The sequence below is a fragment of the Sphingopyxis sp. genome, assembly GCF_035565275.1.
GTDB lineage: Bacteria > Pseudomonadota > Alphaproteobacteria > Sphingomonadales > Sphingomonadaceae > Sphingopyxis.
The window spans coordinates 1-23,155 of record NZ_DATMST010000182.1 but is presented as its reverse complement, the minus strand read 5'-3'; the positions used below and the strand labels follow the sequence as shown (position 1 = coordinate 23,155).

Annotated in this window: 21 protein-coding genes and 1 pseudogene; 13 read left to right on the top strand and 9 right to left on the bottom strand. The window is 66.6% G+C overall.

Annotated elements, in window-relative coordinates:
- On the bottom strand, positions 1 to 1,116 hold a 1,116-nt coding region (locus tag VN047_RS12890; RefSeq protein WP_325543281.1), incomplete at its 3' end, for a glycosyltransferase.
- Positions 1,117 to 1,300: 184 nt separating this feature from the next.
- Here VN047_RS12890 and VN047_RS12885 point away from each other — a divergent pair.
- Both VN047_RS12885 and VN047_RS12880 read left to right on the top strand, forming a co-directional pair.
- Positions 1,301 to 2,461: an acyltransferase gene (locus VN047_RS12885; RefSeq protein ID WP_325543279.1), complete on the top strand. Its 1,161-nt coding sequence runs from the start codon at positions 1,301 to 1,303 to the stop codon at positions 2,459 to 2,461.
- 15 nt (positions 2,462 to 2,476) lie between these two features.
- Positions 2,477 to 2,755 carry a hypothetical protein gene (locus VN047_RS12880; RefSeq protein WP_325543277.1) on the top strand — a complete coding sequence of 93 codons (279 nt, stop codon included), beginning with the start codon at positions 2,477 to 2,479 and terminating at the stop codon, positions 2,753 to 2,755.
- On the opposite strand, the gene VN047_RS12875 is transcribed toward VN047_RS12880, so the two are convergent.
- From VN047_RS12875 to VN047_RS12865, 3 genes are read right to left on the bottom strand one after another with little or no spacing between them, the layout of a single operon-like run.
- A complete protein-coding gene (locus VN047_RS12875; RefSeq protein WP_325543276.1) occupies positions 2,752 to 3,942 on the bottom strand; it encodes a glycosyltransferase family 4 protein in 1,191 nt (396 codons plus the stop codon). The two genes, VN047_RS12880 and VN047_RS12875, sit on opposite strands and share 4 nt — an antisense overlap.
- 36 nt (positions 3,943 to 3,978) lie before the next feature.
- Complete coding sequence (locus VN047_RS12870) at positions 3,979 to 4,992, bottom strand: NAD-dependent epimerase/dehydratase family protein (RefSeq protein ID WP_325543275.1); 1,014 nt, start codon at positions 4,990 to 4,992, stop codon at positions 3,979 to 3,981.
- Entirely contained in the window at positions 4,989 to 6,341 is a 1,353-nt protein-coding gene (locus VN047_RS12865) for a UDP-glucose/GDP-mannose dehydrogenase family protein (RefSeq protein WP_325543273.1), read from the bottom strand. Before VN047_RS12865 ends, VN047_RS12870 begins: the two co-directional genes overlap by 4 nt.
- A 311-nt stretch (positions 6,342 to 6,652) precedes the next feature.
- Between VN047_RS12865 and VN047_RS12860 the strand changes: the two genes are divergently transcribed.
- The 9 genes from VN047_RS12860 (at position 6,653) to pal (ending at position 16,563) form a co-directional block, all read left to right on the top strand.
- The gene (locus tag VN047_RS12860) at positions 6,653 to 7,918 is read left to right on the top strand and encodes an aldehyde dehydrogenase family protein (RefSeq protein ID WP_325543271.1); all 1,266 of its coding nucleotides are present in this window, start codon (positions 6,653 to 6,655) and stop codon (positions 7,916 to 7,918) included.
- Between the two features lie 68 nt (positions 7,919 to 7,986).
- Complete coding sequence (locus VN047_RS12855; RefSeq protein ID WP_325543269.1) at positions 7,987 to 8,925, top strand: hypothetical protein; 939 nt, start codon at positions 7,987 to 7,989, stop codon at positions 8,923 to 8,925.
- Between the two features lie 158 nt (positions 8,926 to 9,083).
- On the top strand, positions 9,084 to 9,941 hold the full coding sequence (locus VN047_RS12850) for a UTP--glucose-1-phosphate uridylyltransferase (RefSeq protein WP_325543267.1): 858 nt from the start codon (positions 9,084 to 9,086) through the stop codon (positions 9,939 to 9,941).
- Position 9,942: 1 nt separating this feature from the next.
- On the top strand, positions 9,943 to 12,117 hold the full coding sequence (locus VN047_RS12845) for a GumC family protein (RefSeq protein WP_325543265.1): 2,175 nt from the start codon (positions 9,943 to 9,945) through the stop codon (positions 12,115 to 12,117).
- Between the two features lie 12 nt (positions 12,118 to 12,129).
- Positions 12,130 to 13,470, top strand: coding sequence for a hypothetical protein (locus VN047_RS12840; RefSeq protein WP_325543263.1), 1,341 nt, complete (start codon positions 12,130 to 12,132; stop codon positions 13,468 to 13,470).
- Positions 13,471 to 13,534: 64 nt separating this feature from the next.
- Complete coding sequence (locus VN047_RS12835) at positions 13,535 to 14,758, top strand: glycosyltransferase family 1 protein (RefSeq protein ID WP_325543261.1); 1,224 nt, start codon at positions 13,535 to 13,537, stop codon at positions 14,756 to 14,758.
- 11 nt (positions 14,759 to 14,769) lie between these two features.
- Positions 14,770 to 15,312, top strand: coding sequence for a sigma-70 family RNA polymerase sigma factor (locus VN047_RS12830; protein WP_325543259.1), 543 nt, complete (start codon positions 14,770 to 14,772; stop codon positions 15,310 to 15,312).
- Positions 15,293 to 16,012: an anti-sigma factor gene (locus VN047_RS12825; protein ID WP_325543258.1), complete on the top strand. Its 720-nt coding sequence runs from the start codon at positions 15,293 to 15,295 to the stop codon at positions 16,010 to 16,012. Before VN047_RS12830 ends, VN047_RS12825 begins: the two co-directional genes overlap by 20 nt.
- Positions 16,013 to 16,065: 53 nt before the next feature.
- Positions 16,066 to 16,563 carry a peptidoglycan-associated lipoprotein Pal gene (gene pal / locus VN047_RS12820; protein WP_325543256.1) on the top strand — a complete coding sequence of 166 codons (498 nt, stop codon included), beginning with the start codon at positions 16,066 to 16,068 and terminating at the stop codon, positions 16,561 to 16,563.
- Between the two features lie 32 nt (positions 16,564 to 16,595).
- On the opposite strand, the gene VN047_RS12815 is transcribed toward pal, so the two are convergent.
- From VN047_RS12815 to VN047_RS12805, 3 genes and pseudogenes are all read right to left on the bottom strand, one after another.
- Positions 16,596 to 16,700: a NapC/NirT family cytochrome c gene (locus VN047_RS12815; protein ID WP_325543254.1), complete on the bottom strand. Its 105-nt coding sequence runs from the start codon at positions 16,698 to 16,700 to the stop codon at positions 16,596 to 16,598.
- A gap of 38 nt (positions 16,701 to 16,738) precedes the next feature.
- Positions 16,739 to 17,190, bottom strand: a pseudogene (locus VN047_RS12810) (NapC/NirT family cytochrome c); the annotation flags it as partial.
- The gene (locus VN047_RS12805; RefSeq protein ID WP_325543250.1) at positions 17,129 to 18,109 is read right to left on the bottom strand and encodes an alpha/beta hydrolase; all 981 of its coding nucleotides are present in this window, start codon (positions 18,107 to 18,109) and stop codon (positions 17,129 to 17,131) included. The gene VN047_RS12805 and the pseudogene VN047_RS12810, both read right to left, overlap by 62 nt.
- Positions 18,110 to 18,377: 268 nt before the next feature.
- Here VN047_RS12805 and argE point away from each other — a divergent pair, with 268 nt between their 5' ends.
- A complete protein-coding gene (argE, locus tag VN047_RS12800) occupies positions 18,378 to 19,574 on the top strand; it encodes an acetylornithine deacetylase (protein ID WP_325543248.1) in 1,197 nt (398 codons plus the stop codon).
- A gap of 9 nt (positions 19,575 to 19,583) precedes the next feature.
- Entirely contained in the window at positions 19,584 to 20,342 is a 759-nt protein-coding gene (locus VN047_RS12795) for a GntR family transcriptional regulator (RefSeq protein ID WP_325543246.1), read from the top strand.
- A 16-nt stretch (positions 20,343 to 20,358) separates the two neighbouring features.
- Here the strand turns inward: VN047_RS12795 and VN047_RS12790 are convergent, their stop codons facing one another.
- Positions 20,359 to 21,657 carry an MFS transporter gene (locus VN047_RS12790; RefSeq protein ID WP_325543244.1) on the bottom strand — a complete coding sequence of 433 codons (1,299 nt, stop codon included), beginning with the start codon at positions 21,655 to 21,657 and terminating at the stop codon, positions 20,359 to 20,361.
- Positions 21,644 to 23,155, bottom strand: a 1,512-nt coding sequence (locus VN047_RS12785; RefSeq protein ID WP_325543242.1) for a S9 family peptidase, incomplete at its 5' end; no start/stop codon positions are given. The genes VN047_RS12785 and VN047_RS12790, both read right to left, overlap by 14 nt.

Below are 23,155 nucleotides of genomic sequence, written 5' to 3'. Positions count from 1 at the left end.
GAGCGCTGCCTCGATCCGGGCCCAATAATGTGTCGCCGCCTGCTCGACGCCATAGGCGCGCGAGCGTTCGCGCGCCCGCGCTGCGCAAAGGCTGCGGTGCGGTTCGGCGAGCACCCGACCGAGCGCCGCGGCTAAGGCCGGGACGTCATCGGTGGGGACCAACGCGCCGGCATCGACATCGATCCCGCCGACGATGGCATCGCGCGACCGGCCGGCCAGAATCTCCGACGGACCCGAGGCGCAATTCGTCGCGACGACAGGCACGCCGCAGGCCATCGCTTCGACCAGACCATTGGGAAAACCCTCGGCATTCGAGGGCATGGCATAGGCCCGCGCGCGCGCGACCACCGCGAAAGGGTTGGCGACGAAGCCGGGCATGTCGACCCGGTCGGCGATGCCGAGCGAAGCGGCGAGCGTCTCGAGCGCGCCGCGCTCGGGCCCTTCGCCGAGGATAACGAGGCGTTCCTGCGGGGCGGCCTGCGCATAAGCGCGCAGCAAGAGGGGAAAATTCTTGTTGGGCATCAGCCGTCCGGCTGCAACGATATAGGGACCGGCGGGCGTGAAGGCGGGCGGCTCTGCAGCCAATTCGGCGATGCGCCGGTGATCGACGGGATTGGCAATCGCCGACATGCGCGCGCGCGCCACTCCGAAATTGACAGCGAGATCGTCGACCACGCCTTCGGACACCGCGATGATGTGCGCGGCGCGCGGATAGACCATGCGAACCATCGCCTTGGCCGCGAACGCGTCGCCCAGATGCGCGCTCGTATTGACCCGTTCGCTGATCAGCCAGGGACGACGGCGACCCGCCATCGCCCAGGCGTTGGCGATATTGGCGCGGGTGAGGAAGCTGAGCGTCGCGTCGGGAGAAAGGCGATGGACGAGCGCACGCAGCCCGGTCAGGCTCGGCAGCAATTTGTGCCATGCGTCGAGCTGATGAACCTCGACCCATTCGGGGACGTCATAGACGCGCGGCTCGTCGTCGAGCAGCGCCAGATGGATCTCGTAGCGTGCCCTCCAAGCCTCCGATCCGCCGAGCAGGGTGACGAGCACGCGCTCGGCGCCGCCCCCGGCGAGCGAGTTGATCGCGAATAATATCCGCTTTCGGTGGAGCATGTTTCCTCGCTGGAGTTTCGGGCGGAATTCGCGTCGAGAGAACTCCTACCACGGGCATTTGTTGCAGTGCACACAGGTACGCCCGCTTCGTCGCCTTCGGGGGGCGGCTGGCCGATTAGGCAGGGTTTCGGCCGGTGATGCGTCTATCAGGGCGAGCATCGACGAACGATTGCGGAGGTGTGAAATGGACATTCGGCGAGTCGAGTGTCTGGACGGCCTGCGCGGCGTCGCGGCGCTCTGGGTGCTCATCGGTCACATGATGATCCTCACCGGTTTCCGCTTGCCGCTGGTGAGCAAGCCCGACCTCGGCGTCGATCTGTTCATCCTGCTTTCGGGCTTTCTGATGATGTTCCAGTACCGGCTCCGCGCCGGAAGCGAGGACTGGACCGCGCCCGGCACCTGGATGTCCTTCTGGACGCGCCGTTTCTTCCGGCTCGCGCCGCTCTTCTATGTAACGCTGGCGGCGGCGCTGATCGCGGGGCCGATGATCTACGCCGACAGGGTTGCGATCGACAGCTTCCTTGGCCAGTCGCTCCAGCCGCCCGAGCGTTATATCGATGCGAGCCTGACCAACATCGCCCTGCATCTGAGCTTCCTGTTCGGATTGCTTCCCGATTATGCGTTCCGCACGCCGCTGCCCGACTGGAGCCTCGGGCTCGAGATGCAATTCTATCTGCTCTTTCCCTTCCTTGTCCTGCTCGGGCGGCGGATCGGCTGGATTCCCGCGGCGCTGGTCGCGGCGGGCGGCGGCGTCGTCATCGCCCTGCTCGCGGGGGCGGCCGGGCTTGACTATCCGATGCCGTCCTTCCTGCCCCTGAAACTCCAGCTCTTTCTCGCCGGCATGCTGATCGCCGCCGATCCGGGGGAGCGAAGTGCGCGGCTATGGGGCCGGCTTGCCGCGGCGCTTCTGCTCGCCGCGATTCCGGTCGGGGGCGAGCAGGATCTGCTCCATTTCGCGGTGCGCGAGCTGCTCGTTTTCGGCTTTTTCGCGCTGGTTCATTGGCGCTCGCTCGGGGTGATCGGCTGGATTTCGCGGCTGTTCGGCAGCCGGCCCTTCTATTGGCTCGGTGAGCTTTCCTATGGCACCTATCTGATCCATCTGCTGATCATGCAGCCCGTCGCAGCCGTCGTGATCGGCCAGTTCGGTACCGGGCTCGGCGCGATCGGACGCTTCGCCCTGACGGGTGCGATCGTGGTGCCCGCGACCTACGCCATGGCATTCGTGACCTACAGGCTGGTCGAAATACCCGGCCAGCGGCTGGGCAAGGCGGTGATCAAGCGCGCGGCCGGACGCAATGCAACGCGCGCATATCAGACCGCGCCCGAGAAGATTGCCGCGCCCTAGCGAGAGGATATGGAAATGGACCGACGAACGCTTCTGACTTCGATCGCCGCCGCAGCCGCCGGCAGCGCATGCACCGCAAAAGACGCCGGGTCGGGGTCCGAAAAGACGGGGCGACCGACACTGGCGATAGAGGCTGACGGGCCGGGACGCTGGCGAATTCGCAGCTGGGTGTGGCGGGAGAATGCGTGGCACCCGCGGATCGCCCACGCGACGCGGACCGGTGCGGGTATCGAAATCAGCGGGCCGATCGATGCGGCGGATCGGGCGACGGTCGTTGCCCGGCTCGGCGCCTAGGCTTCCGCCACGTCGGAATAGGTCGAGGTGCGCGGGACCGGTCGACCCGGTGCGAGCGTCGCACGATACACGTCGAGCGTATCTTCTGCCGCCTTGTCCCAACTGAAGCGCGCGCGAACCGCGTCGCGATCGACCTGAAACTCCGCGCAATCGGCATTCAGCCGTTCGGTCAGCACCGTGACATCGCCGACCGGGAAATAATTTTGCGGCTCGAGCCCGATATCGAGATTGGCGGGGATGTCGCTCAGCAGCATCCGCGCGCCGCAGCTCGCCGCTTCCAGCGCCGCGATCGGCAGGCCTTCGTGATAGGATGGCATGACGAACAGCGCGCAATGGTCGTAGAGGCATTTGAGCGTCGCGCGCGACTGGACGCCGGCGAAGATCACGCGGTCGCTGGCGCGCGCGAGCAGGTCGCGGGCGTACTCGCTTTCGTGATCCGCCGAGCCCGCGATCACGAGCCTGGCGGTGCAGTCCGACCGCTCATAGGCGTCGATCAGATCGTGCAGGCCCTTCTCGGGAACGAGCCGTGCGACGGCGAGGAGGAAATTGCCGTCCTCGAGCCCGAGCCGTTCGAGCACCAGTGCGGGGTCGGCATCGCCGGGCAGGTCGGAGGTGCCGTTGGGAATATAGGCGATCGCCTCCGCGCGTTTCGGGAAGCTGCGCTGCAATTGCGCGGCGAGTGAAGGAGAAACGGCGATGACCCGATTGGCGAAGGTGAGCGCCAGCCACTCGCCGGTGCGCAAGGCGGTGCGCGCGACAAGGCCCCATTTGGCGCGGTGATAGTCGGTGCCGTGATGCGTCACGACCACCTTCAGGCCGAGCAGCCGGGCGAGCGGCGCCAGCAATCCGGGACCGATCGCATGGATATGGATCAGACCGGCGCCGCGCCGGCGCGCGGAAAAAACCGCAAGCAGCGTCGATACCACGGCTTCAAGATGTTGCGAGCGCGGGCAGGGGATGCCGACGATCTCGACCCCGCGATGCTCGCCCGTCGGTTCGGGCAGATAGGGCGCGCGGCCGAGCACGACCGACCGGTGAGCGGGCCACAGCGCCTTGATCCGCGGAAGCAGCTCCTCGCAATGGCTTTCGATCCCGCCCATCACGTGCGGAAAGCCGCGCAGGCCGGTCACGCAGATGACGGGCGGCCCCGCGGGGTCGCCGGAAGACGCACTTGTCCGTTGCAGCATTGTCAAACTCCACTAGCGCCCGGCCGGATTTCCGGCTCAGGCCACCGCTGCCATCGGTCCTCTTCCGCCACTTTCGATTTCGCCGAGATACCAGTCGACGAACCGCTCGATGCCCCGCGCCAGCGGAACCTTGGGACTGTAACCGGTGAGCGCGTTGATCGCCGAGATGTCGGCATAGGTCGCGGTCACGTCGCCAGGCTGCATCGGCCGCATCAGCTTGATCGCCGGCCGGCCGAGCGCGCGTTCGAGCACGCCGATCATGTCCATCAGGCCGACGGGATTGCAGTCGCCGATGTTGAGCAGGCGGTTTTCGCCGCCCGCGGGGGGGCGGTCGAGCACGCCGACCACACCATCGACGATATCGTCGATATAGGTGAAATCGCGCGCCATCCGGCCTTCGCCGAACACCTCGATCGGCTGGCCGAGCAGGATTTTCTGCGCGAAACCATAATAGGCCATGTCGGGCCGGCCCCACGGGCCATAGACGGTGAAGAAGCGCAGCCCGCTGAGCGGCAGGCGATAGAGGTTGGCATAGCTTTCGCTCATCAGCTCGCAGCTGCGCTTCGTCGCCGCGTAGAGCGAGACCGGCGCGGTGCAGGGCTCGTCCTCGCGAAAGCCGGTGCCGCCGAGCGGGCGGTCGCCGTAGACCGAACTCGACGAGGCATAGACGAGATGTTCGATATGGCCCGCGTGACGCGCCGCCTCGAGCACCGCCAGATGTCCTTTGAGGTTGCTGTGCTCATAGGCGAACGGGTTTTCGAGGCTGTAGCGCACGCCCGCCTGCGCGGCGAGATGGACGATCCGGCGGACGCCGTTCGCTTCGACCAGCTCGCTGACGAGTCCGGGGCTGGCGATGTCGCCGTCGATCAGCCGGAAGCCCAAATTGCCCGTAAGCCGCGCGGTGCGCGCCTTTTTCAGCGCGACATCGTAATAGTCGGTGAAATTGTCGAGCCCGAGCACGCGCTCGCCGCGCGCGAGGAGCCGTTCGGATACCGCATGGCCGATAAAGCCGGCGGCACCGGTCACCAGGATGGGGCTGTCGTCGGTCACGCGGCCTGCCTCTCGCTTGCGGCCTCGACATTGTCGTCCGCCTTGCCGGGGCGGCCGACGCTGACGTAGCGCAGCCCCGCTTCTTCGACCTGAGCGGGCGGATAGATGTTGCGCAGATCGACAAGCACCGGATCGGCCATCACCGCCTTGAGGCGCACAAGGTCGAGCGCGCGGAACGCGTCCCATTCGGTGACGATCACCGTGGCCGCCGCGCCTTCGGCTGCGGAATAGGCGGAGGTCGCATATTCGACATCGTGCAGCACGGCCCCGGCCGCCGCCATGCCCTCGGGGTCATAGGCGCGCACCCGCGCACCGGCATCCTGCAGCGCCTGGATGATCGCGATCGAAGGCGCGTCGCGCATGTCGTCGGTATTGGGCTTGAAGGTGAGGCCGAGCACCGCGACGGTGCGCCCGCGCACGCTCCCGTCGATCGCGGCGAGGATCTTGCGGCCCATTGCGCGCTTGCGCTGTTCGTTCACCGCGACCGTCGCCTCGATCAGGCGCAGCGGCGCGTCATGATCCTGCGCGGTCTTCATCAGTGCCAGCGTGTCCTTTGGAAAGCACGAACCGCCATAGCCGGGGCCCGCGTGAAGGAATTTGGCGCCGATCCGGTTGTCGAGCCCGATGCCGTGCGCGACGTCCCGGACGTCGGCACCGACCTGTTCGCACAGGTCCGCGATCTCGTTGATGTAGGTGATCTTCATCGCGAGAAAGGCGTTGGCGGCATATTTGATCAGCTCGCTGGTGCGACGGCGGGTGAAGACGACCGGCGCCTTGCCCAGCGACAGCGGGCGATAGACCTTTTCCAGCGGCGCACGGGCACGCTCGTCCTCGATGCCGATCACGACGCGGTCGGGGCGTTTGAAATCCTCGATCGCGGCGCCCTCGCGCAGGAATTCGGGGTTGGAGGCGACCGCGAATTCGGCGGCGGGATTGCACTCGCGAATGATTCGCTCGACCTCGTCGCCGGTGCCGACGGGAACGGTCGATTTGGTGACGATCACGGTGAAGCCACTGAGTGCCCCCGCAATCTCGCGCGCCGCGCCGTGGACGTAGGACAGATCGGCATGACCGTCGCCGCGGCGGCTGGGGGTGCCAACCGCGATGAATACAACGTCCGCGGCGCCCACGGCTTCGGACAGTTCGGTGGTGAAGGCCAGATGACCAGCCGCGACATTTCGCGCGACCAGATCCTCGAGGCCGGGCTCATAGATGGGAATGCCGCCGGCGCGGAGGCTGGCGATCTTGTTCGCGTCCTTGTCGACGCAGGTCACGTGATGGCCGAAATCGGCAAAACACGCGCCCGAAACCAGCCCGACATAGCCGGACCCGATCATTACGATACGCATTACGCGTTGCTCCCTTTTTATGAAGGCGCTTTTTGCTGCGCCTGCGAACAATCGCCTTGCAGGGTGGGGGGCGTCAACTTGCCCGCTTTGAACAGAGCCAATTCGAAGGCGAAGCGATCCAAGCCGCCATCGTGGCTTGATGGCAATCAAGCCACGGAAATAACGTGGATTTTTCAGATGGAAGCCTTGGCCGTTGCCTAAACGACGCCCGGGGCATTTGGCTCCCATGCGACGAAACGATTCGACTTGAACTTGCCACGGGTCAGCGGTGGATTAGAAGCTGGATACGATAAGCTGTGGAGAGGGCAAGGATGCTGGAAGCGCAACGCGCGGCCTTTTTCGCCGACTTGCCGGTGCCGCTGGCCATTCGCCGCGACCGGCTGCGGCGGGCTGCACTGATGATAGGGGAGAGTGCCGACACGCTGTGCGCTGCGCTCGCGGCCGATCAGGCGAATCAGGACATCGAGTCGGCCATGCTCACCGAAGTCGTGCCGGCGCTGGCGACGCTGCGGGCCTCGGTCGATAGTGTCGGCCGCTGGATACGACCCGAAGGCGGACGCGGGCTGTTCGCCCGGCTCGGCGGCGGCGACTATGTCGAATATCAGCCCGTCGGGGTGATCGGTATTGCGGCGCCGGCGTCTTTGCCGCTGCTCCAGACAGCGAGCATCCTTGCAAGCGTGCTTGCGGCGGGCAATCGGGTGACGCTGAAATTCGACGACGCATCGCCGGAGCTTGGCCGGTTGATCGGCGAGCTGGCGCCGCGTTATTTCGATCCGCTCGAACTGAGGGTGGCGTCCGGCGACGCCTTCGCGGAACACGCTTTCGACCTGCTGGTGACGAGCGAGCCGCAGGAAGGCGATGCGATAATGATGACGCGATCGGGCAAGTCGCCGGTGATCATCGGGCGGTCGGCCGATTTTGCGAAGGCCGCCGACAAGGTAATCGCGGCCAAACATGTCAAGAACGGGCGTGCGCCGCTCGCACCCGACTATCTGTTCGTGCCCGAGGAGCAGGAGGAGGCGATTGGCGCATGGCTGTGGCGCGCGGCGATGCGGCCGGGAGCGGCGGCGTCTCCGGCACCGATGGATACGGAACAGGAACGGCTGGCACGGCTGCTTGATGACGCGCGCGCGCGCGGGGGCGAAGTGATGACCGCGGAACCACGCGGCGCGGGCGCGCCGCTCCACATCATCCGTCACGCCAGCGAGGATATGCTGGTGATGCGCGAGGATATTCAGGGGCCGATCCTGCCGCTGCGCAACTATGCGCGGATCGAGGATGCGATCGCCGCGATCCACCGGCGCCCGCCGCCGCTCGCCATCTATTATTTCGGCCGCGACGCCGTCGAGCGCCGGCACGTGCTCGAACGCACGCTGTCTTCGGCGATCGCGATCGACGGACGGGCGCTGTCCGCGGCAAAGGCGGGCACCGGCATGACGCTCCATATCGGTGACGGCGAGGCCGGCTTCCGCCGGTTCAGCCGGGCGCGGCAGGTCTGTCGCCAGCCCTTTCCCGGTTTCGCGCGGGCGCGTGAAGGCGGCGACGATCTGGGCGGAGCGGCACCCGCGCTGCGCTGACCCCGGACGCGCCACGCCGCACCGCATCGTTCTGGCCTTGTCCTGCGGCGCCCGGTTAACGCCGCAGCATGGCCGACATGTCCCCGCTCTTCGCCGTCAGCGCGGTTCCGATCGTCGCGAACGGCGAGCCGGTGTATGTCGTGCGATCTGGCGCCTTCTATCGCGGCGTGCGCGCGCGCGACGTCGGTAACGGTCTGTTCGTGATTCGCGAGCCGGTCCACAATGTCCGTATCGCCGGCATCCGGGTCGAGGGCGGCTACCGGGTAATCGAAAATACCGCGGCCCCTGAACTGGTGGCGGCCGGCTGCGCCGGACTCCGCGTACGCGGCGCGCGCGCGAGCGATCTCGAACGCAGCTTCGCGCGCATTCGTTACGACAGCCACGACGGAGTATTCGAGGATATCAGTGCGAGCGGCATGCTCACTACCGGCTCGACCGACTTGCCGGTGGGTATCGCCTTCGCCGACACGGCGCATGATTTTCGGGTCGAGCGCTGCTTCATGCGCGGCTTTCAATGGAAGCGCGGTGACAAGCAATATTGGAACGGCGACGGTTTCTCGACCGAGCGCGGCAATGCGCGCTTCCTGTTCCGCCAATGCGCCGCGTGGGACAACAGCGACGGCGGGTTCGATCTGAAATCGACCGAGACCGTGCTCGACGACTGCGTCAGCGGACGCAACGCCCGCAATTTCCGGCTCTGGTCGAGCATCCGTGCGACCCGGCTTATCAGCCTCGACCCCATCAAGATCGGCGGGATCGGCGACACCAATCATTTCTCGATCATGGCGCCGAAAGGCGCAAGCGAACCGCTGGTCATCCATATCGAGCATCTGACGGTGAAGAGCGATCGGGGCTGGCCGATATTCGATGTGCACGACGGGCCGGCAAAGATCATCATCGGCTCGCACGATATTCAGGTGCCGCCCGGTACACCGCTGGTCCGTTCGCGCGGGGGCGGCTCGGTGCCGGGCGGCGTCTCCTTTGCGGGAACGCCTCCCCGGCTCTGAAATAGCCCGGGCGCACTTTGGACACGCTTCGACGCCGGGCCCTTGCTGCAATGCAGCGTAAAGGCGCAGATCGCTCCCGTCAGCACGTGGCGATCGTGTCTGCAAATCCGAATGCTGGTTTTTTGGGGGGGACCCAGTGACCAGAAAAGGGTGAAAAGATGCGAAAAGTACGCAAGGCCGTGTTCCCCATCGGCGGCCTTGGAACCCGGTTCCTTCCGGCGACCAAGTCCATGCCGAAGGAGATGCTGCCGGTGGTCGACCGACCGCTGATCCAGTACGCAGTCGACGAGGCCCGCGCGGCGGGTATCGAGCAGTTCATTTTCGTGACGAGCCGCGGCAAGAGCCTGATCGAGGATCATTTCGATCATGCGTTCGAGCTTGAGGAAGCGATGGCGCGGCGCGGCAAGTCGCTCGCCGCGCTCGACGGCACGCGCCCGCCGCCGGGAGACATCGCGATCGTGCGGCAGCAGGAGCCTCTGGGGCTTGGCCATGCCGTATGGTGTGCCCGTCATATCGTGGGCGACGAACCCTTCGCCGTGTTGTTGCCCGACGATCTGATGGTCGGCGAGCCGGGCTGCCTCCGGCAGATGGTCGATGCCTATGCCGAACTCGGCGGCAACCTGATCTGCACCGAGGAAGTCGCGCCCGAAGATACGCATAAATATGGTATCGTCACGCCGGGCGCGCGCGCTGGCGCAATTACCGAAGTGCAGGGATTGGTCGAAAAACCGGCTCGGGACGTCGCGCCGTCCACATTGGCGGTCATCGGCCGTTACATCCTTCAGCCCGAGGTGATGGACGTGCTCGGCAGTCAGGAGGAAGGCGCGGGAGGCGAGATCCAGCTCACCGATGCACTGGCGCGGATGATTGGCCGGCAGGCGTTCCACGGCGTCACCTTTGCGGGAAAACGCTATGATTGCGGCGACAAGAGCGGCTTCGTGACTGCGACGATGGCGCTTGCGCTTGCCCGGCCCGACACCGCGCCTGCGGTGCGCGCCTTCCTGGCCAAGGCGTAACATGGACGCGGTTACCCGGCGCCCGCGCCGCGTCGATATCGACCCTCAGGTCGATCGCGGCGCGCTGATCGACCTGCGTCACGTCGGCGCAGTGCTGCGCCGACGATGGATGGTGCTGTGCGCGGCGATGCTCGCGGCGGTCGTGATCGCCGCGGCCGCCTACATCGCCGCCGAACCGCGCTACCTCGCCACCGCGCAGGTCGCGCTCGAACGCACGGCCGAGCGGGTGATCAACGTCGATTCGGTCGTGCCGACCACCGACCCCGATTCGGCGGCGGTCGATACCGAGGTGCAGGCCTTGCGCTCGCCTGAACTGATCGGGCGGGTGGTCGACCGGCTGCGGCTCGACCGCGACCCGAATTTCAACGAAGCAGCCGAACAGGCTGTGCCGGTGGCGAAGCCCGATCTGATCGGGCGCCAGCGCGCGATCGGTGCGCTGCTCGGCGGACTGACGGTGAAGCGCGACGGGCTCTCCTATTCAATCAGCGTCTCGTTCGAGGGGAGCACGCCGGTACAGTCGGCGCAGATCGCCAATGCGCTGGTCGATGATTATGTTTCGGGGCAGGTCGGCTCCAAGACCGACGCGACGCAGCGCGCGAGCAAGTTTCTCGAGGAACGGCTGGAGGAACTCCGCGTGCAGGTGCTGGGTGCCGAGCGCGAGGTCGCCGACTATCGTTCCGCGCACAATCTCTTCGCCGTGTCCGAGGCGAGCACGGTGACGCAGCAGGAATTGTCGGGCCTTTCGACCCAGCTTGCACAGGCCAAGGCGGAAAATGCCGCGGCGCAGGCGCGGCTTTCGGCCGCGCGGGCCCAGCTCGGGCGCGGGCGGAGCGGCGAGGAACTGGGCGATTCGCTCGATTCGCCGGTGGTGAGCCAGCTGCGGGCCCAGCGGGCAGAAGCGGCGCGCGAAGTGGCGGCGCTGGAGAAACGTTACGGTCCGCGCCATCCCGATCTGGTGCGCGCGCAAAGCCAGCTCCGCACCGCCGACGAAGGCATCGCGGCCGAGGTCCAGCGCATCGTTTCCAACGTCTCCATCCAGGCGAGCATCGCCAGCCAGCGCGCGGGTTCGCTCGCGGGATCGGTGGCGCAGACGCAGGGCAAGCTTGCCAGCGACAATGAGGCGTCGGTCCGGCTGGGCGAGCTGGAACGCAACGCCGAATCGGCGCGGACGCTCTATCAGGCGTTCCTCGATCGCTATCGCCAGACGGTCGCGCAATCGGGGCTGGAACGCAGCGATGCCTATATCGTCAGCCGCGCGCGCGTTCCCGGTGCGCCGAGCTCGCCCAACATGCTGCTCTATGCGGCGATGGCCGTCGTTGGCGGGCTCGGTATGGGCGTGTTGCTCGTCGTGTTGCTCCAGCTGCTCGAGCGCGGGCTGGAAACCAGCGATGCGATCGAGGATGCGCTGGCGTTGCCCACGCTCGCCTCGATCCCCGACGTGAACACGCTGCCCGGCTATCGCAAACTGGGTCCGCCGGCCCCACCGGCCGAGCTGCTGCTCAAACGGCCCCAGTCGACCTACGCCGAAGCATTCCGCACCCTGCGCACGTCGATCCAGTTTGCCGAGGCGGCCAATCCGATCCGCGTCGTCGCGATTACCTCCGCGGTGCCGGGCGAAGGCAAGACCACCACGGCGATGGGGCTTGCCCGGGCGGCGGCAGCGGCGGGCAGCAAGGTGCTGCTGATCGACGCCGACGCACGCCGGCGCGCCTCCAGCCGGCAGTTCGCCGACAGCGTGGAACTGGGGCTGGACGAAGTGCTGGCGGGTCAGGCGACGCTGGAACAGGCGATCGTCAAGGACAGCCTGTCGGACGCCTGCCTGCTGCCGCAACGTCTCGATTCAAAGGGCATCGGGCTTACCGAGAGCCCGCGGCTGGCCGAACTGATCGAGCAGGTGCGCGCGCGTTACGATCTGGTGATCCTCGACACCCCGCCGGTGCTGCCGGTTGACGAGGCGCGCGTCATCGCCAGCATGGCGGACGGCGTGGTGTTCCTCGTGCGCTGGCGCAAGACCCCGTCGAAGGCGGCTTCGGTGGCGCTGCGGCGGCTTTACGACGTCCATGCGGAGATGCTGGGCGCGGTGCTGACGCTGGTCGACGTGCGCGAACAGGAGCGCGCGGGTTATGAGGACGGCGGGACCTTCCTGAAGGCCTACCGTCCCTATTACGCAGACTGACCGGGCGACGCCGTGACCGCGCAGGCGTTGCCCTATGGCCCGGCCTTCGGGCTTGGCATATTGCTGCCGGTGTCGGCGCTGCTGTTCGTTTCGCTCGTCCTTGCGGCGCGGCGGGCGGGTAGCATCGCGGGGGCGTTCGTGGTCGTGGCGCTGTGGCTGCGCTATATCGCGGGCGCCTATCATCTCTATATGTTCCAGTCGCTCGCGGGCGGGCTTTCGGGCAATGCGCTGCTCTCGATCGGGGTCACCGGCTTCGGGCTGCTCTTCGTCGTGCGGCCGGCCAATCTGGCGATCAACTGGCTGCTGCCCGTTTATGCGCTCGTCGTGCTGGCGCTGCTCAGCGCCGCCCTGAACGGCGACGCGGCGGGCGGGGTCAATGCCGCGGTCAAATATGCCTATATGATCGTGATCATGATCGCGGTGTTCCAGGCGCTGCGTGTCGATCCCGAAGCGCGGTTCCTGAGCTGGGCCATGGTCTCGTTCCTGCCGTTGCTCGTCTTTCAGGCCCTCTCGCTGGCGCTGAACCTGCCCAAGGGGTCGGAGGATGGCGACGGGCTGGTCTGGATCGGCGGCTATAACCACGAGGCGGCCTTCTCGGTCGCGCTGATGACGGGGTTTCTGGTCGGCTGCTTCGCCCGGTCGGCGCCGCGCATGGTGCGCGTCGCTTTTCTCGCGGCGACCTTCTGCGCGATCCTGCTCGCCGGCTATCGCACGACGATCCTCGCGTTTGCGCCGCTGGCGCTGGCTGTCTTCCTGAGCGGAATGACGATGAGCGTGCGGCGCGACCAGCGCACGCCGATGGCCGTGACCGCCGTGGTGGCCGGTGTGCTGCTCGTTTCGGTCGCGGCCCTGTTCTACAGCGAGAAGTTCGCGGATCTTGCCGCCTTCCTCTCGGATCCCGCCGGAATGATCAAGCCGCCGCGCGACTTCGATCTGCTCGAGCGGCAGGTGATGTCGGGCCGCCCGCTGATCTGGAGCAGCTATATCTATGCCTGGGCCGCCGGGACGCCGCTTCAGCATCTGGTCGGTTTCGGGCCGGAAAGCTGGGAAGGGCTGTTCAAGGTCTATCCGCACAACACGCTGGTCGCCACGCTCTACGAACTTGGCTGGCTGGGCGTGACGGCGATGATCCTGCTGTGGACGGCGATGTTTGTGGCGGCAGTGTCGGCACGCGGCGATCGCTTCAAGCTGCTTGCCGCGCATTTCGCCTTCTTCGTGCTCAACATGGCGACGATGCCGTTCTGGCAGGTGGAGGGGCTGGCGCTCTACGGGCTGCTCTGCGGCTATACGATCCATGCGGCACGCGCCGCACAGCGGCCCCGGCCGGACCTGCGCCGTCTGGTCCATGGCTGAAGCCTGCTCGAACCAGATCTTCGTTTGGGGGGAATAATATCCGCGCGGCGCGCGTATGCGCGGCATGACGAAGACTTTCCCTGCCGCATTTCCTTCCATATCCCGATACCATGGCGACCAGTCGCGGCCGCTGCGCGTGGCGCTGTTTTCGGGCAATTATGATTGCGTCCGCGACGGCGCGAACCGGGCGCTCAATCGCCTTGTCGCCCATCTGCAGGACAGGGTGGGGGCGCAGGTGCGCATCTATTCGCCGACCGCGCCGCGAAAGGCTTTCGCATCGGTCGGCGAGATTTTTTCGGTAAGGTCGGTGTGTATTCCGGGCCGGCCGGAATATCGGGTGGCGCTGGGATTTACGCGCGCCGCACGCGAAGATCTGGAGGCTTTCGCGCCCGACATCGTCCACCTCTCGGCGCCTGACCTGCTTGGCCGGCAGGCGCAGAAATATGCGCGGTCGGCCGGCATCCCGGTGGTTGCCAGCCTGCATACGCGGTTTGAAACCTATCTCGACTATTACCGGCTGGGCGTCCTGCGCCGCCCCGTCGACAATTATCTTGCGCGTTTTTACGGCGACGCCGACCATATCCTTGCCCCCACGCCGCCGATCCGCGACGAACTGGCGGCGCAGTTCGGACAGGAGAAGCTGTCGATATGGTCGCGCGGGGTGGACCGGACGATGTTCGGCCCGGGCCTGCGCAGCGAAGCCGTTCGCGCGCATCTGGGCTATGGTCCCGATGATGTCGTCCCGCTCTTTTTCGGCCGCCTCGTCCTCGAAAAGGGGCTGGGCGTCTTTGCCGAGGCGATCGCTGCGCTTCGGGATGGCGGCCATGCGGTGCGTCCGATCGTGATCGGCGAAGGGCCGGCGCGGGACTGGCTCGCGCGCCGCCTTCCCAATGTGACCTTCCTCGGGTTTCTCGACGGCCGCAAGCTCGGCGAAGCGGTGGCGAGCGCCGACATACTTCTCAATCCCAGCGTGACCGAGGCGTTCGGCAACGTCAATCTCGAGGCTATGGCGTCGGGCCTTGCCGTGGTGTCGGCCGATGTCGACAGCGCATCGGCGCTGATCGACCACGGCCGGACGGGGCTTCTCGTCCCGCCGCAGGATCCCCGCGCCTATGCCGACGCGACCGCGACGCTGATCCGCCAGCCGGCGCGTCTTCGCGAGCTGCGCCAATCGGCGGCGAAAGCGGTCGATCGCTATCGCTGGGACGCGATCCTCGCCGATGTGGCCGACGTCTACGAACGGCTGGCAGGGCGCGGTCCGGCCTTGCATTATGCGAAGGTCGCCTGACAATGCGCGGGATGAAGACCCGGTGGAACGAAGCGGGCGGCTTTGCCGACGACGTCGCCGCAATGCGCCGCTACGCACGGTCGCTGACGCGCGATCGCGACGATGCCGATGACGTGGTTCAGGACGCGCTGGTTCGCGCGATCGAGCGTCAGGCGACCTATCAGCAGGGCCGGGACCGGCGGCGCTGGCTGCTCGCGATCGTGCACAACGTCTTTATTTCGGGCACCCGCCGCGAGGCGGCCGAAGCCCGCCGCAACGATCGCTTTGCCGAGACGCAGGTCGCCCATTCGGAAGCGCCCCAGGAACTTCACGCGCGGCTGGCCGAGATCGCGCGCAGCTTCGCCGCGCTGCCCGACCATCACCGCGCCGTCCTGCACCTGACGGCGATCGAAGGACTGAGTTATCAGGAATGTGCCGATGTACTCGGCGTTCCGACGGGAACCATCATGTCGCGGATAGCGCGGGCGCGCGCTGCCCTGCGGCAACAGGAAGAACAGCGACCCGAACGGGCACTGCGTATCGTGGGAGGACGAAATGACGGCCACGCCGAGTGATCAGGAAATCGACGCCTATATCGACGGCCAGCTCGATACCGAGGGACGCTTTGCCGTCGAGGATTATCTGCGTCTGCACCCCGATATGGCCGCGCGCGTGATGGGGGATCTCGGACGGCGGAGCGCGCTGCAACTGCTGGCCCGGGACCGCGATCCGCTGCCGTCGCGCCTCGTCGATCAGGCTGGCCCCGGCCCGAGCTCCGGAAGGCCGCGGTGGCGGCGCTGGGCGCCGGCGGCCGGATTGTCGGCGAGCGGGATCGCGGCCGCGCTTCTGGTGATGCTCCAGGGTCCGCCCGCCTATGTCGAAGACGCTCTGGCCTCACACATGGTCGCCGGGATGCGCGCGGGCATGGATTCGCAGATCGAGGCCCCGAAGTTCGATGCCCGCGAGATACAGCTCGCGACCAATATCGCAGTGCCGAAAGTCCCGGCCGACTGGAAGGTGACGGACGTGCAGGTCTTTCCGACCGATCGCGGGCCGGCGCTGGTGATGGCGCTCAAGACGAGGGACGGGGACCAGCTGTCGCTCTTCGCAAAGCGCGAACGAAATGGCGCTCCCCAGGATCCCGATGCGGTTCGGGAGGGGTCGCACTCGGTTGCCTATTGGGGCCGGGGCGACATGTCATATGCGCTGGTCGGCGACAGCGAGCCCTCGGCGATCGACGCGCGGGCCGAAGCGCTGGCGCGGTCGTGGTCGTGATGGCGAATGGAGGGTTGAACCGGGAAAGCGGTTCTTTTCGGGAGGGGAATGGAATGACACGGAATAGCAGTTTCATGATCGCGATGGCCGCGCTGCTTGCCGCGGGTGGATGCGCGAAGAAGGCGCCGAAGGACCTGCCGCCGCCACCCGTCCTGAGCGAACCCGTCGACGACGACCGGATCGTACCGGGGTCGCAGCAGGATTTTCTCACCAACATAACGTCGGACCGCATCTATTTTGGCTATGACCAGTTCAACGTCGATGCCGAAGATATGGTGACGCTCCGCAGCCAGGCGGCCTGGCTGGCGCGCTACCCCGGCGTCCATGTGACGCTGGAAGGACATGCCGACGAACGCGGAACGCGCGATTATAATATCGCGCTGGGCGAACGGCGCGCGAATGCCGCAAAGAATTACCTCGCTTCGCTGGGGATCGATCCGGGCCGGATGAATGTCATCAGCTATGGCAAGGAACGGCCCGCGGCGACCGGTTCGAACGAGGAAGCCTATGCCCAGAACCGGCGCGCGGTGACCCTCGTCATCGAGCGCTGAGGGGATAGGGGGGTGCCGGCAATCGGCACCCCTTACCCTTGCGGAATGCCTTTCATGTCGGGCAGGTGGTGCGCGATGCCCTTGTGGCAATCGATACAGGTGTTCTTGCCGGTGCCGAGATAATCTGGTGAATCCAAGCGGCGCGCGGCGCCTGCCGGGTCAGGTCCATCGAATCATGTTGATGGCAGTTCCGGCATTCGAGCGAGTCATTCGCTTTCAGCCGCGCCCATTCATGCTTTGCGAGCTCAAGGCGCTTGTCGAGGAATTTTCGCGCGTGTTGATCGTGCCGAAGACCTTGCCCCACACCTCTTTCGACGCCTGCATCTTGCGCGCGATCTTGTCGGTCCATTCGTGCGGCACGTGACAATCTGAACAGACCGCGCGGACGCCCGAGCGGTTGTTGTAGTGGATCGTCGTCTTGAGCTCGGCGAACACATTATCGTTCATCTCGTGACAGCCGGTGCAGAATTGTTCGGTGTTGGTCGCCTCCACCGCGGTGTTGAACCCGCCCCGGAAGATGATCCCGGCGATGAAACCGCCAAGCGTCAGAAAACCGACGGCGAAATCACTCGCGGGATGTCTTGTCCGTCGAAGCAGCGCGAGACTGCGCTGGCGGCTTGTCGCCAAACGCCAGTTGAAGCGCGTCGCGAAGCGCCGGCCAGTTGCCCGTCGCGTGCGTCTCTCCCGCGGCCACGCGAAATTCGACCTCAACGGGTGTGGACCGGAGATTATCGGCCAGTTCGCGGGCGTTATCGATCATTCTGGCGCGCTGGCTGAGCTCCGCGATACGGAGCCAGGCGGGATCCTTTTCCATCCCCGGCGCCGGCGATTGTTCATATTGCCCCGCGCTGAGCAAAAGCCTGCGGCGGAGCGGGAGTTTGCCCAGCCGCTCGGCAAATCCCGGCAACATTTTCAGGACCTGTTTGTCGCCGTACCAGATCGACGGGCTGGACGCGGCGTAGGTGCGGAAGAGGTCGGGACGCTTGAACAACGCCTGCAGGGTGAACAGGCCGCCGAGGCTGTATCCCGCCAATGTCCGCCGGCTGGCGTTGACAGGATGGTCCGCCTCGACCGCCGGAATGACCTTGTCGGCGAGGAAAGCGAGAAAGCGATCGGCACCGCCGGCCGGGCCCATGCCGGGTTCAGGCTCGGCGCCGTCGGGCACGGCTGGCGTATAATCGAATGTGCGGCGCGATCGATCGGGATAGCCGATGCCCACCACGATGCCCGGGGTCATGCCGGCATAGCGTCCCAGCCGGTTTTGATATTCCGCCGCGATCGCGAAGCTTTCACTTCCGTCGAGCAGGTAAAGGATCGGATATCCCGCGGGTGGCGGTGGCTGCTCCGGCCAGGCAATGTAGACGAGATAGTCGCCCCCCGCGTCGGAGCGCATGGGCCGGACTTCCGAACGCGGCATGACATAGGGCTCGCCGCGCGCCGTGGCCGACGGCGCGCCCGGGTTCGCGAGGAGCAGCGACGGATGCGCCGCGATAATCGTCGCGGCGAACGCCAGCAGGGTGCGTGCGCAGGTAAGTTTTCCGGTCATCGATATCCCTCCCTCCATCTGGCCGTCAGCGGCGGGCAGACGGGGCGAAGCTGCATCGGCGGCCTCTTCGTCCTCGCGCAAGGCGAACATGTTTCGTCGCAATTCCTATTGACTGCCGACGAGAAAAATACAAGATGTATACAAGAATTTGACGCGGATCCGTAACAGGGGTTTTCATGCAAGACGATTTTGAACGGCGCGCGCGGATGCAGTGCGCGCGACGGTCTTTTGCGCCATGGGCGCAGGCGAGCGTGAAGGGGCGCAGCCGATGACCGCTGCGCCGCGCGTCGACGACAATCTGGCGCCCGCGCTTGCGGCGTCGGCGATCGATATTCTCGCGCGCCTGATCGCGTTCGACACCACGTCGAGCGCGTCGAACCTCGCGCTGATCGACTATGTCGAAGCGTATCTGGCGGAGCATGGCGTTGCGGCGCGGCGGATCGCCAACGCCGACGGCAGCAAGGCGAACCTGCTTGCGACGATCGGCCCCGTCGATGCACGCGGGCTCGTGTTGTCGGGGCATACCGACGTCGTGCCGGTTGCGGGCCAGCCGTGGAGCCGCGATCCCTTCACGCTCGCCGAGCATGAAGGGCGGCTCTACGGGCGCGGCACCGCCGACATGAAAAGCTTCATCGCGCTCGCGCTCGCGGCGGTGCCCTATCTCTCGCCGCGGACGATGACGCGCCCGGTCCATCTCGCTTTCTCCTATGACGAGGAAATCGGCTGCCTCGGCGCGCCCGACCTGATCGACGCGCTGGTTGCCGAGGGGCATCGTCCGGTCGCGGCGATCGTCGGCGAGCCGACCGAAATGGCGATCATCAACAGCCACAAGGGCATTCACCTTTACGAGGTGGTCGTCACCGGGCGCGAGGCGCATTCGAGCCTGGTGCACGAGGGCGTGTCGGCGAACATGGTGGCGATCGGGATTTTGGGCGTGCTCGGCCGGATCGCCGAAAGCGAGCGCGCCGACCACCGCGACGCGCGCTTCGACCCGCCCTGGTCGACGCTGACCGTGGGGACGATCCACGGTGGCACGGCGGCGAATATCCTCGCGCGCGAATGCCGCTTCACTTTCGACCTGCGCACCGTGCCCGACCGCGACGTCGATGCGGTGCTCGCGCCCTTCTGGGCGGCGGTCGAGGATGCGCGAACGCGGCTGAAGGACGAGGGCGAGGAAACCGGGATTGCGGTGCAGGTGATCGCCGAGGTTCCGCCGCTTCGGCGCGAAGAGGAAGGCGCGGCCGAGCGGCTGGCCGCGATGCTGAGCGAGGTCGCGGCGCCGGCGGGCGCGGTCTCCTATGGCGCCGAGGCGGGGCAGTTCCAGACCGCGGGCATGTCGACGGTGATCTGCGGCCCGGGCTCGATCGTGCAGGCGCACCGTCCCGACGAATATATCGAGGTCGCGCAGATCGAGGCGGGCGCCCGCTTCATGTCGAGGTTGATTGCGATGACCCATGCGGAGTAGAGATCGGCGATGCGCGCCGCCCGAACCACATCCGACAAGCCTGCCGATCCGGCGGAGGTCCTCGACATAAGCGACGATGTTGCCCGCCAGTCCTCGGGGCAGAAGGTCTATGCCTTGCTGCGCGAGCAGATTCTGAACCTCGACCTGCCGCCGAACACCGAACTCGACGAGGTCCAGTTCAGCCGCGAACTGGGCTTTTCGCGCACCCCGATCCGCGAGGCGCTGATCCGGCTGGCGTCGGACAGTCTGGTCGTGCTCGCGCCGAACCGCGGTGCGCGCGTCGCGCCGCTCGATCTCGATCAGGTGCCGCAAGTGCTCGAAGCGCTCGAGCTCTACGAACGCGCGACGACGCGCTGGGCGGCGCTGCGCCGGCAGCCGCACCACCTCGACCTGCTCGAACAACGCAATCGCGAGTTTGCGGCGGCGAGCGAGACGCGCGACCCGCGACTGATCGTCGAGGCGAACTGGGCCTTTCACGACGCGATCAACCAGGCGTGCGGGAACAGGTTTCTTGCCGCCGATTGCTCGAAAATGCTGCGCGGCGTGATGCGGCTGTCGCTGCTGGCCTTTCGCCAGAACGGTGCCGCGCTGCTCAGCTATTCGGACGTCATCGACCAGCATAACCAGATGATCGATGCGATCCGCCGCGGCGATGCGAACGAGGCCGAACGGCTCGTTTACGAGCATTCGGACGAGTTTCGCGAGCGGATGAAGACCTTTGTCGCGGGTGCGAGCACCGCCGATTTCTCGCTGAACGGTCGCGGCTGAGCCGCGACCGCCAGCTTCAATCCTCCAGATCGTCCGCCACCTTGCCGCTCGCGCGGTAGAAGAAGAGCGCGGTCGGAACGGTCAGCGCCATCACGATGATCAGCGCATAACGCAGCCCTTCGGGGCCGTGGATCGCGCTGAAATGGTCGCTGAGCGCACCGGTGATCACCGGGCCAAGCCCGAAACCCAGCAGGTTTCCGAAGAAGAGGACGACCGCGATCGCCGTTGCGCGGCGTGCGCTGCCGCACACCGCGTGGATCGCGGCAAAGGCGGCGGGGAGGGCGGCGTAGAGCAGGATGCCGCCGATCGTGCTGACGACCAGAAAGGTCGGCAGGTCGTCGATCAGGAACATCGCGCAATTGGGCACCGCCGCGAGGCCGAAGGCGATGGCGGGAAAACGCACGATCCAGCGCGGGTCGCGCCGCGACAGCGCGTCCTGGATCGCGCCGCCCGCGAGACTGCCGATCAGCACCGCGAGTGCGGACGTTGCGCCATAATAGAGCCCCGCCTGCTCGATCGGGCTTTCGATCACGCGCACGAGATAGGAGGGCACGAAGACGAGCGAGCCATAGGCTGCGAAGTGATAGAGGGTGAAGCCCGCGAGCATCAGCACGAACGACCGCTTGTCGGTGAGGCGCTTGACCGATGTCCTGAAATCCTCGGTGCTGCCGCGCGGCACCGCGGCATCGACCCGCGTGCGCGGTTCGTCGAGCACCCACCAGACGAGTGCGGCGATCAGCAGCCCCGGCAGGCCGAAAGCGACGAGCGTTGCGCGCCAGCCATAGGCGGCGACGAGCTGCGATCCCGCCGACAGGCCGATCAGATAACCGACGGTTCCCGATGTCGCGAAGATTCCGATCGCGCGGGCGCGCTGCGCGGTCGGGAAATAATCGACGATCAGCGACTGGGCGGGCGGGGTCGCGCCCGCTTCGCCGACCCCGACGCCGATGCGCGCGAGCAGGAGCTGCCAGAAACTGGCCGCCGCAGCACACAGCACCGTCATCAGGCTCCACACCGAGATCGCGACCGCGATCAGCTTCTTGCGGTTCCCGCGATCGGCAAAGCGCGCGATCGGAAGACCGAAGGCGGAATAGAGCAGCGCGAAGGACAGGCCGCTCAGCAGGCCGAGCTGGGTGTCGGAAACCTGGAACTCGTGCTTGATCGGTTCGAGCAGCACCGAAATGACGACGCGGTCGATCGAACTCGACGCGCCGACCAGAAACAGGATCGCGAGGAAGGTCCAGCGGCGCGCCGGAGTATAGAGATGCGCCGCGCCGCCGCCCGCTGCGGCGGGGGGCGGACTAGCGACCGCCATTGCGGCCTTCCCAACGGGCGAACCAGCGCAGCACGCGCGTTCCCTGATCGATCTGCGCTTCGTAGCGCGCCGCGGCGTGGCCTTCTTCGGGATAAAGCACCAGCTCGGTCGGCACATCGCCGAGGACGAGCGCGTGATGGAACTGCACGGCTTGTGCGGGCGGGGTGGTCTTGTCCATTTCGCCCGCGATCAGCAGCGTCGGGGTCGTGACCTTGTTCGCATGCGCCAGCGGGCTTCGCTGGTCGAAGGTGCCGCCGACGTCATAGGGATCGCCTTCCGAATAGAGCGACAGGAATTCGGGATGGTGCGCGGTGAAATACTGGCTGCGCATGTCGGTCAGCGGCGCGATCGCGCACGCCGCCTGAAAGCGCCCCGTCTGGCCGACGAGCCAGGTGGTCATGAAACCGCCATAGCTGCCGCCGGTGACGAACAGCCGGCTGCCGTCAACCGGGTGGTTGGCGATCACATGGTCGATCCCCGCCAATATGTCGTGCGTATCCTCGCCCGCCATGTCGCCGATCACGTGCGAAGCGAAATCGAGTCCGCGCCCCGAGCTGCCGCGCGGATTGGGGAAGAGCACCGCATAGCCCGAACTGACGAGCAGCGCCGCGAGCGGATTGTCGAAGCTCCAGCTGTCGCGAAACAGGTGCGAGGGGCCGCCGTGGATGAAGGCGACGAGCGGCGGGCGTTCGACCCCCTCCGGCATCGCGAGATAGCCGAGGATTTCGAGCCCGTCGCGGCCCTGCCAGCGTACGACTTCGGCGGGTTTCATCCGCGCCTGAACCGGCGCGAGACTGGGCGGGGTGAGGTCGAGCAGCATCTGCTCGCCCGCCGCGTTCGAACGCGCGAGATAGGGATAGCGGTCGAAGGCATGGCCGGGGACGAGAACCGCGCCCGGTCCTTCGGGAACCGCATAGGGCACCTTGCGGCCCGCCGTGCCCGATGCACGCCACTCGACCGTGGTGGTGTCGTTCGCGATATCGAGCGTCCCCGCGACCGATCCCGGTGCGGCGAAGCCGGCGAAGAAGAGGCGGTTCGCGTCGCGCCAGACGAGCGCCGACACCTGTGCGCCGATATCGGGCTCACGCGCCGCGCCGGTCGCGCGGTCGTAGAGGATGAGCGAACCGAGCTGGACGGTGCGGTGAAAGCGACCTTCGATTGCTGCGATCGTCTTGCCATCGGGCGATGCCGTTACGCCCGCGATCTCGACTTCGGGCGCGGCGAAGCGTTCGAAGGCGCCGCCCGCTACGGGGGCGATGGCGATTTCGGTCTGATACCAGCCGCCCTCGGTCGGGCTGGCCGAGGTGATCGCGACGACCGCGTCGGGACCGCACCAGTCGGCTTCCCAGACATTCTGGCCGTCGGTGCCGACGCGCGCGAGCACGCCGCTTTCGATGTCGAGGATATGCGCGTGACGCCACAGGCCGTCGTGGCCGCCGGTTTCGACGGTCGGCATCCACGAGGGGCGTTCGCCGCCGTCGCCGCCGCCGATGCGCGC

Coding starts and splice junctions, on each gene's coding strand:
- VN047_RS12865 (WP_325543273.1), bottom strand. CDS start 6,341: ATGCGTATCGTAATGATCGGGTCCGGCTATGTCGGGCTGGTTTCGGGC.
- pal (WP_325543256.1), top strand. CDS start 16,066: ATGACACGGAATAGCAGTTTCATGATCGCGATGGCCGCGCTGCTTGCC.
- VN047_RS12860 (WP_325543271.1), top strand. CDS start 6,653: ATGCTGGAAGCGCAACGCGCGGCCTTTTTCGCCGACTTGCCGGTGCCG.
- VN047_RS12805 (WP_325543250.1), bottom strand. CDS start 18,109: ATGACCGGAAAACTTACCTGCGCACGCACCCTGCTGGCGTTCGCCGCG.
- VN047_RS12850 (WP_325543267.1), top strand. CDS start 9,084: ATGCGAAAAGTACGCAAGGCCGTGTTCCCCATCGGCGGCCTTGGAACC.
- VN047_RS12880 (WP_325543277.1), top strand. CDS start 2,477: ATGGACCGACGAACGCTTCTGACTTCGATCGCCGCCGCAGCCGCCGGC.
- VN047_RS12855 (WP_325543269.1), top strand. CDS start 7,987: ATGGCCGACATGTCCCCGCTCTTCGCCGTCAGCGCGGTTCCGATCGTC.
- argE (WP_325543248.1), top strand. CDS start 18,378: ATGACCGCTGCGCCGCGCGTCGACGACAATCTGGCGCCCGCGCTTGCG.
- VN047_RS12790 (WP_325543244.1), bottom strand. CDS start 21,657: ATGGCGGTCGCTAGTCCGCCCCCCGCCGCAGCGGGCGGCGGCGCGGCG.
- VN047_RS12845 (WP_325543265.1), top strand. CDS start 9,943: ATGGACGCGGTTACCCGGCGCCCGCGCCGCGTCGATATCGACCCTCAG.
- VN047_RS12885 (WP_325543279.1), top strand. CDS start 1,301: ATGGACATTCGGCGAGTCGAGTGTCTGGACGGCCTGCGCGGCGTCGCG.
- VN047_RS12875 (WP_325543276.1), bottom strand. CDS start 3,942: ATGCTGCAACGGACAAGTGCGTCTTCCGGCGACCCCGCGGGGCCGCCC.
- VN047_RS12835 (WP_325543261.1), top strand. CDS start 13,535: ATGACGAAGACTTTCCCTGCCGCATTTCCTTCCATATCCCGATACCAT.
- VN047_RS12825 (WP_325543258.1), top strand. CDS start 15,293: ATGACGGCCACGCCGAGTGATCAGGAAATCGACGCCTATATCGACGGC.
- VN047_RS12795 (WP_325543246.1), top strand. CDS start 19,584: ATGCGCGCCGCCCGAACCACATCCGACAAGCCTGCCGATCCGGCGGAG.
- VN047_RS12830 (WP_325543259.1), top strand. CDS start 14,770: ATGAAGACCCGGTGGAACGAAGCGGGCGGCTTTGCCGACGACGTCGCC.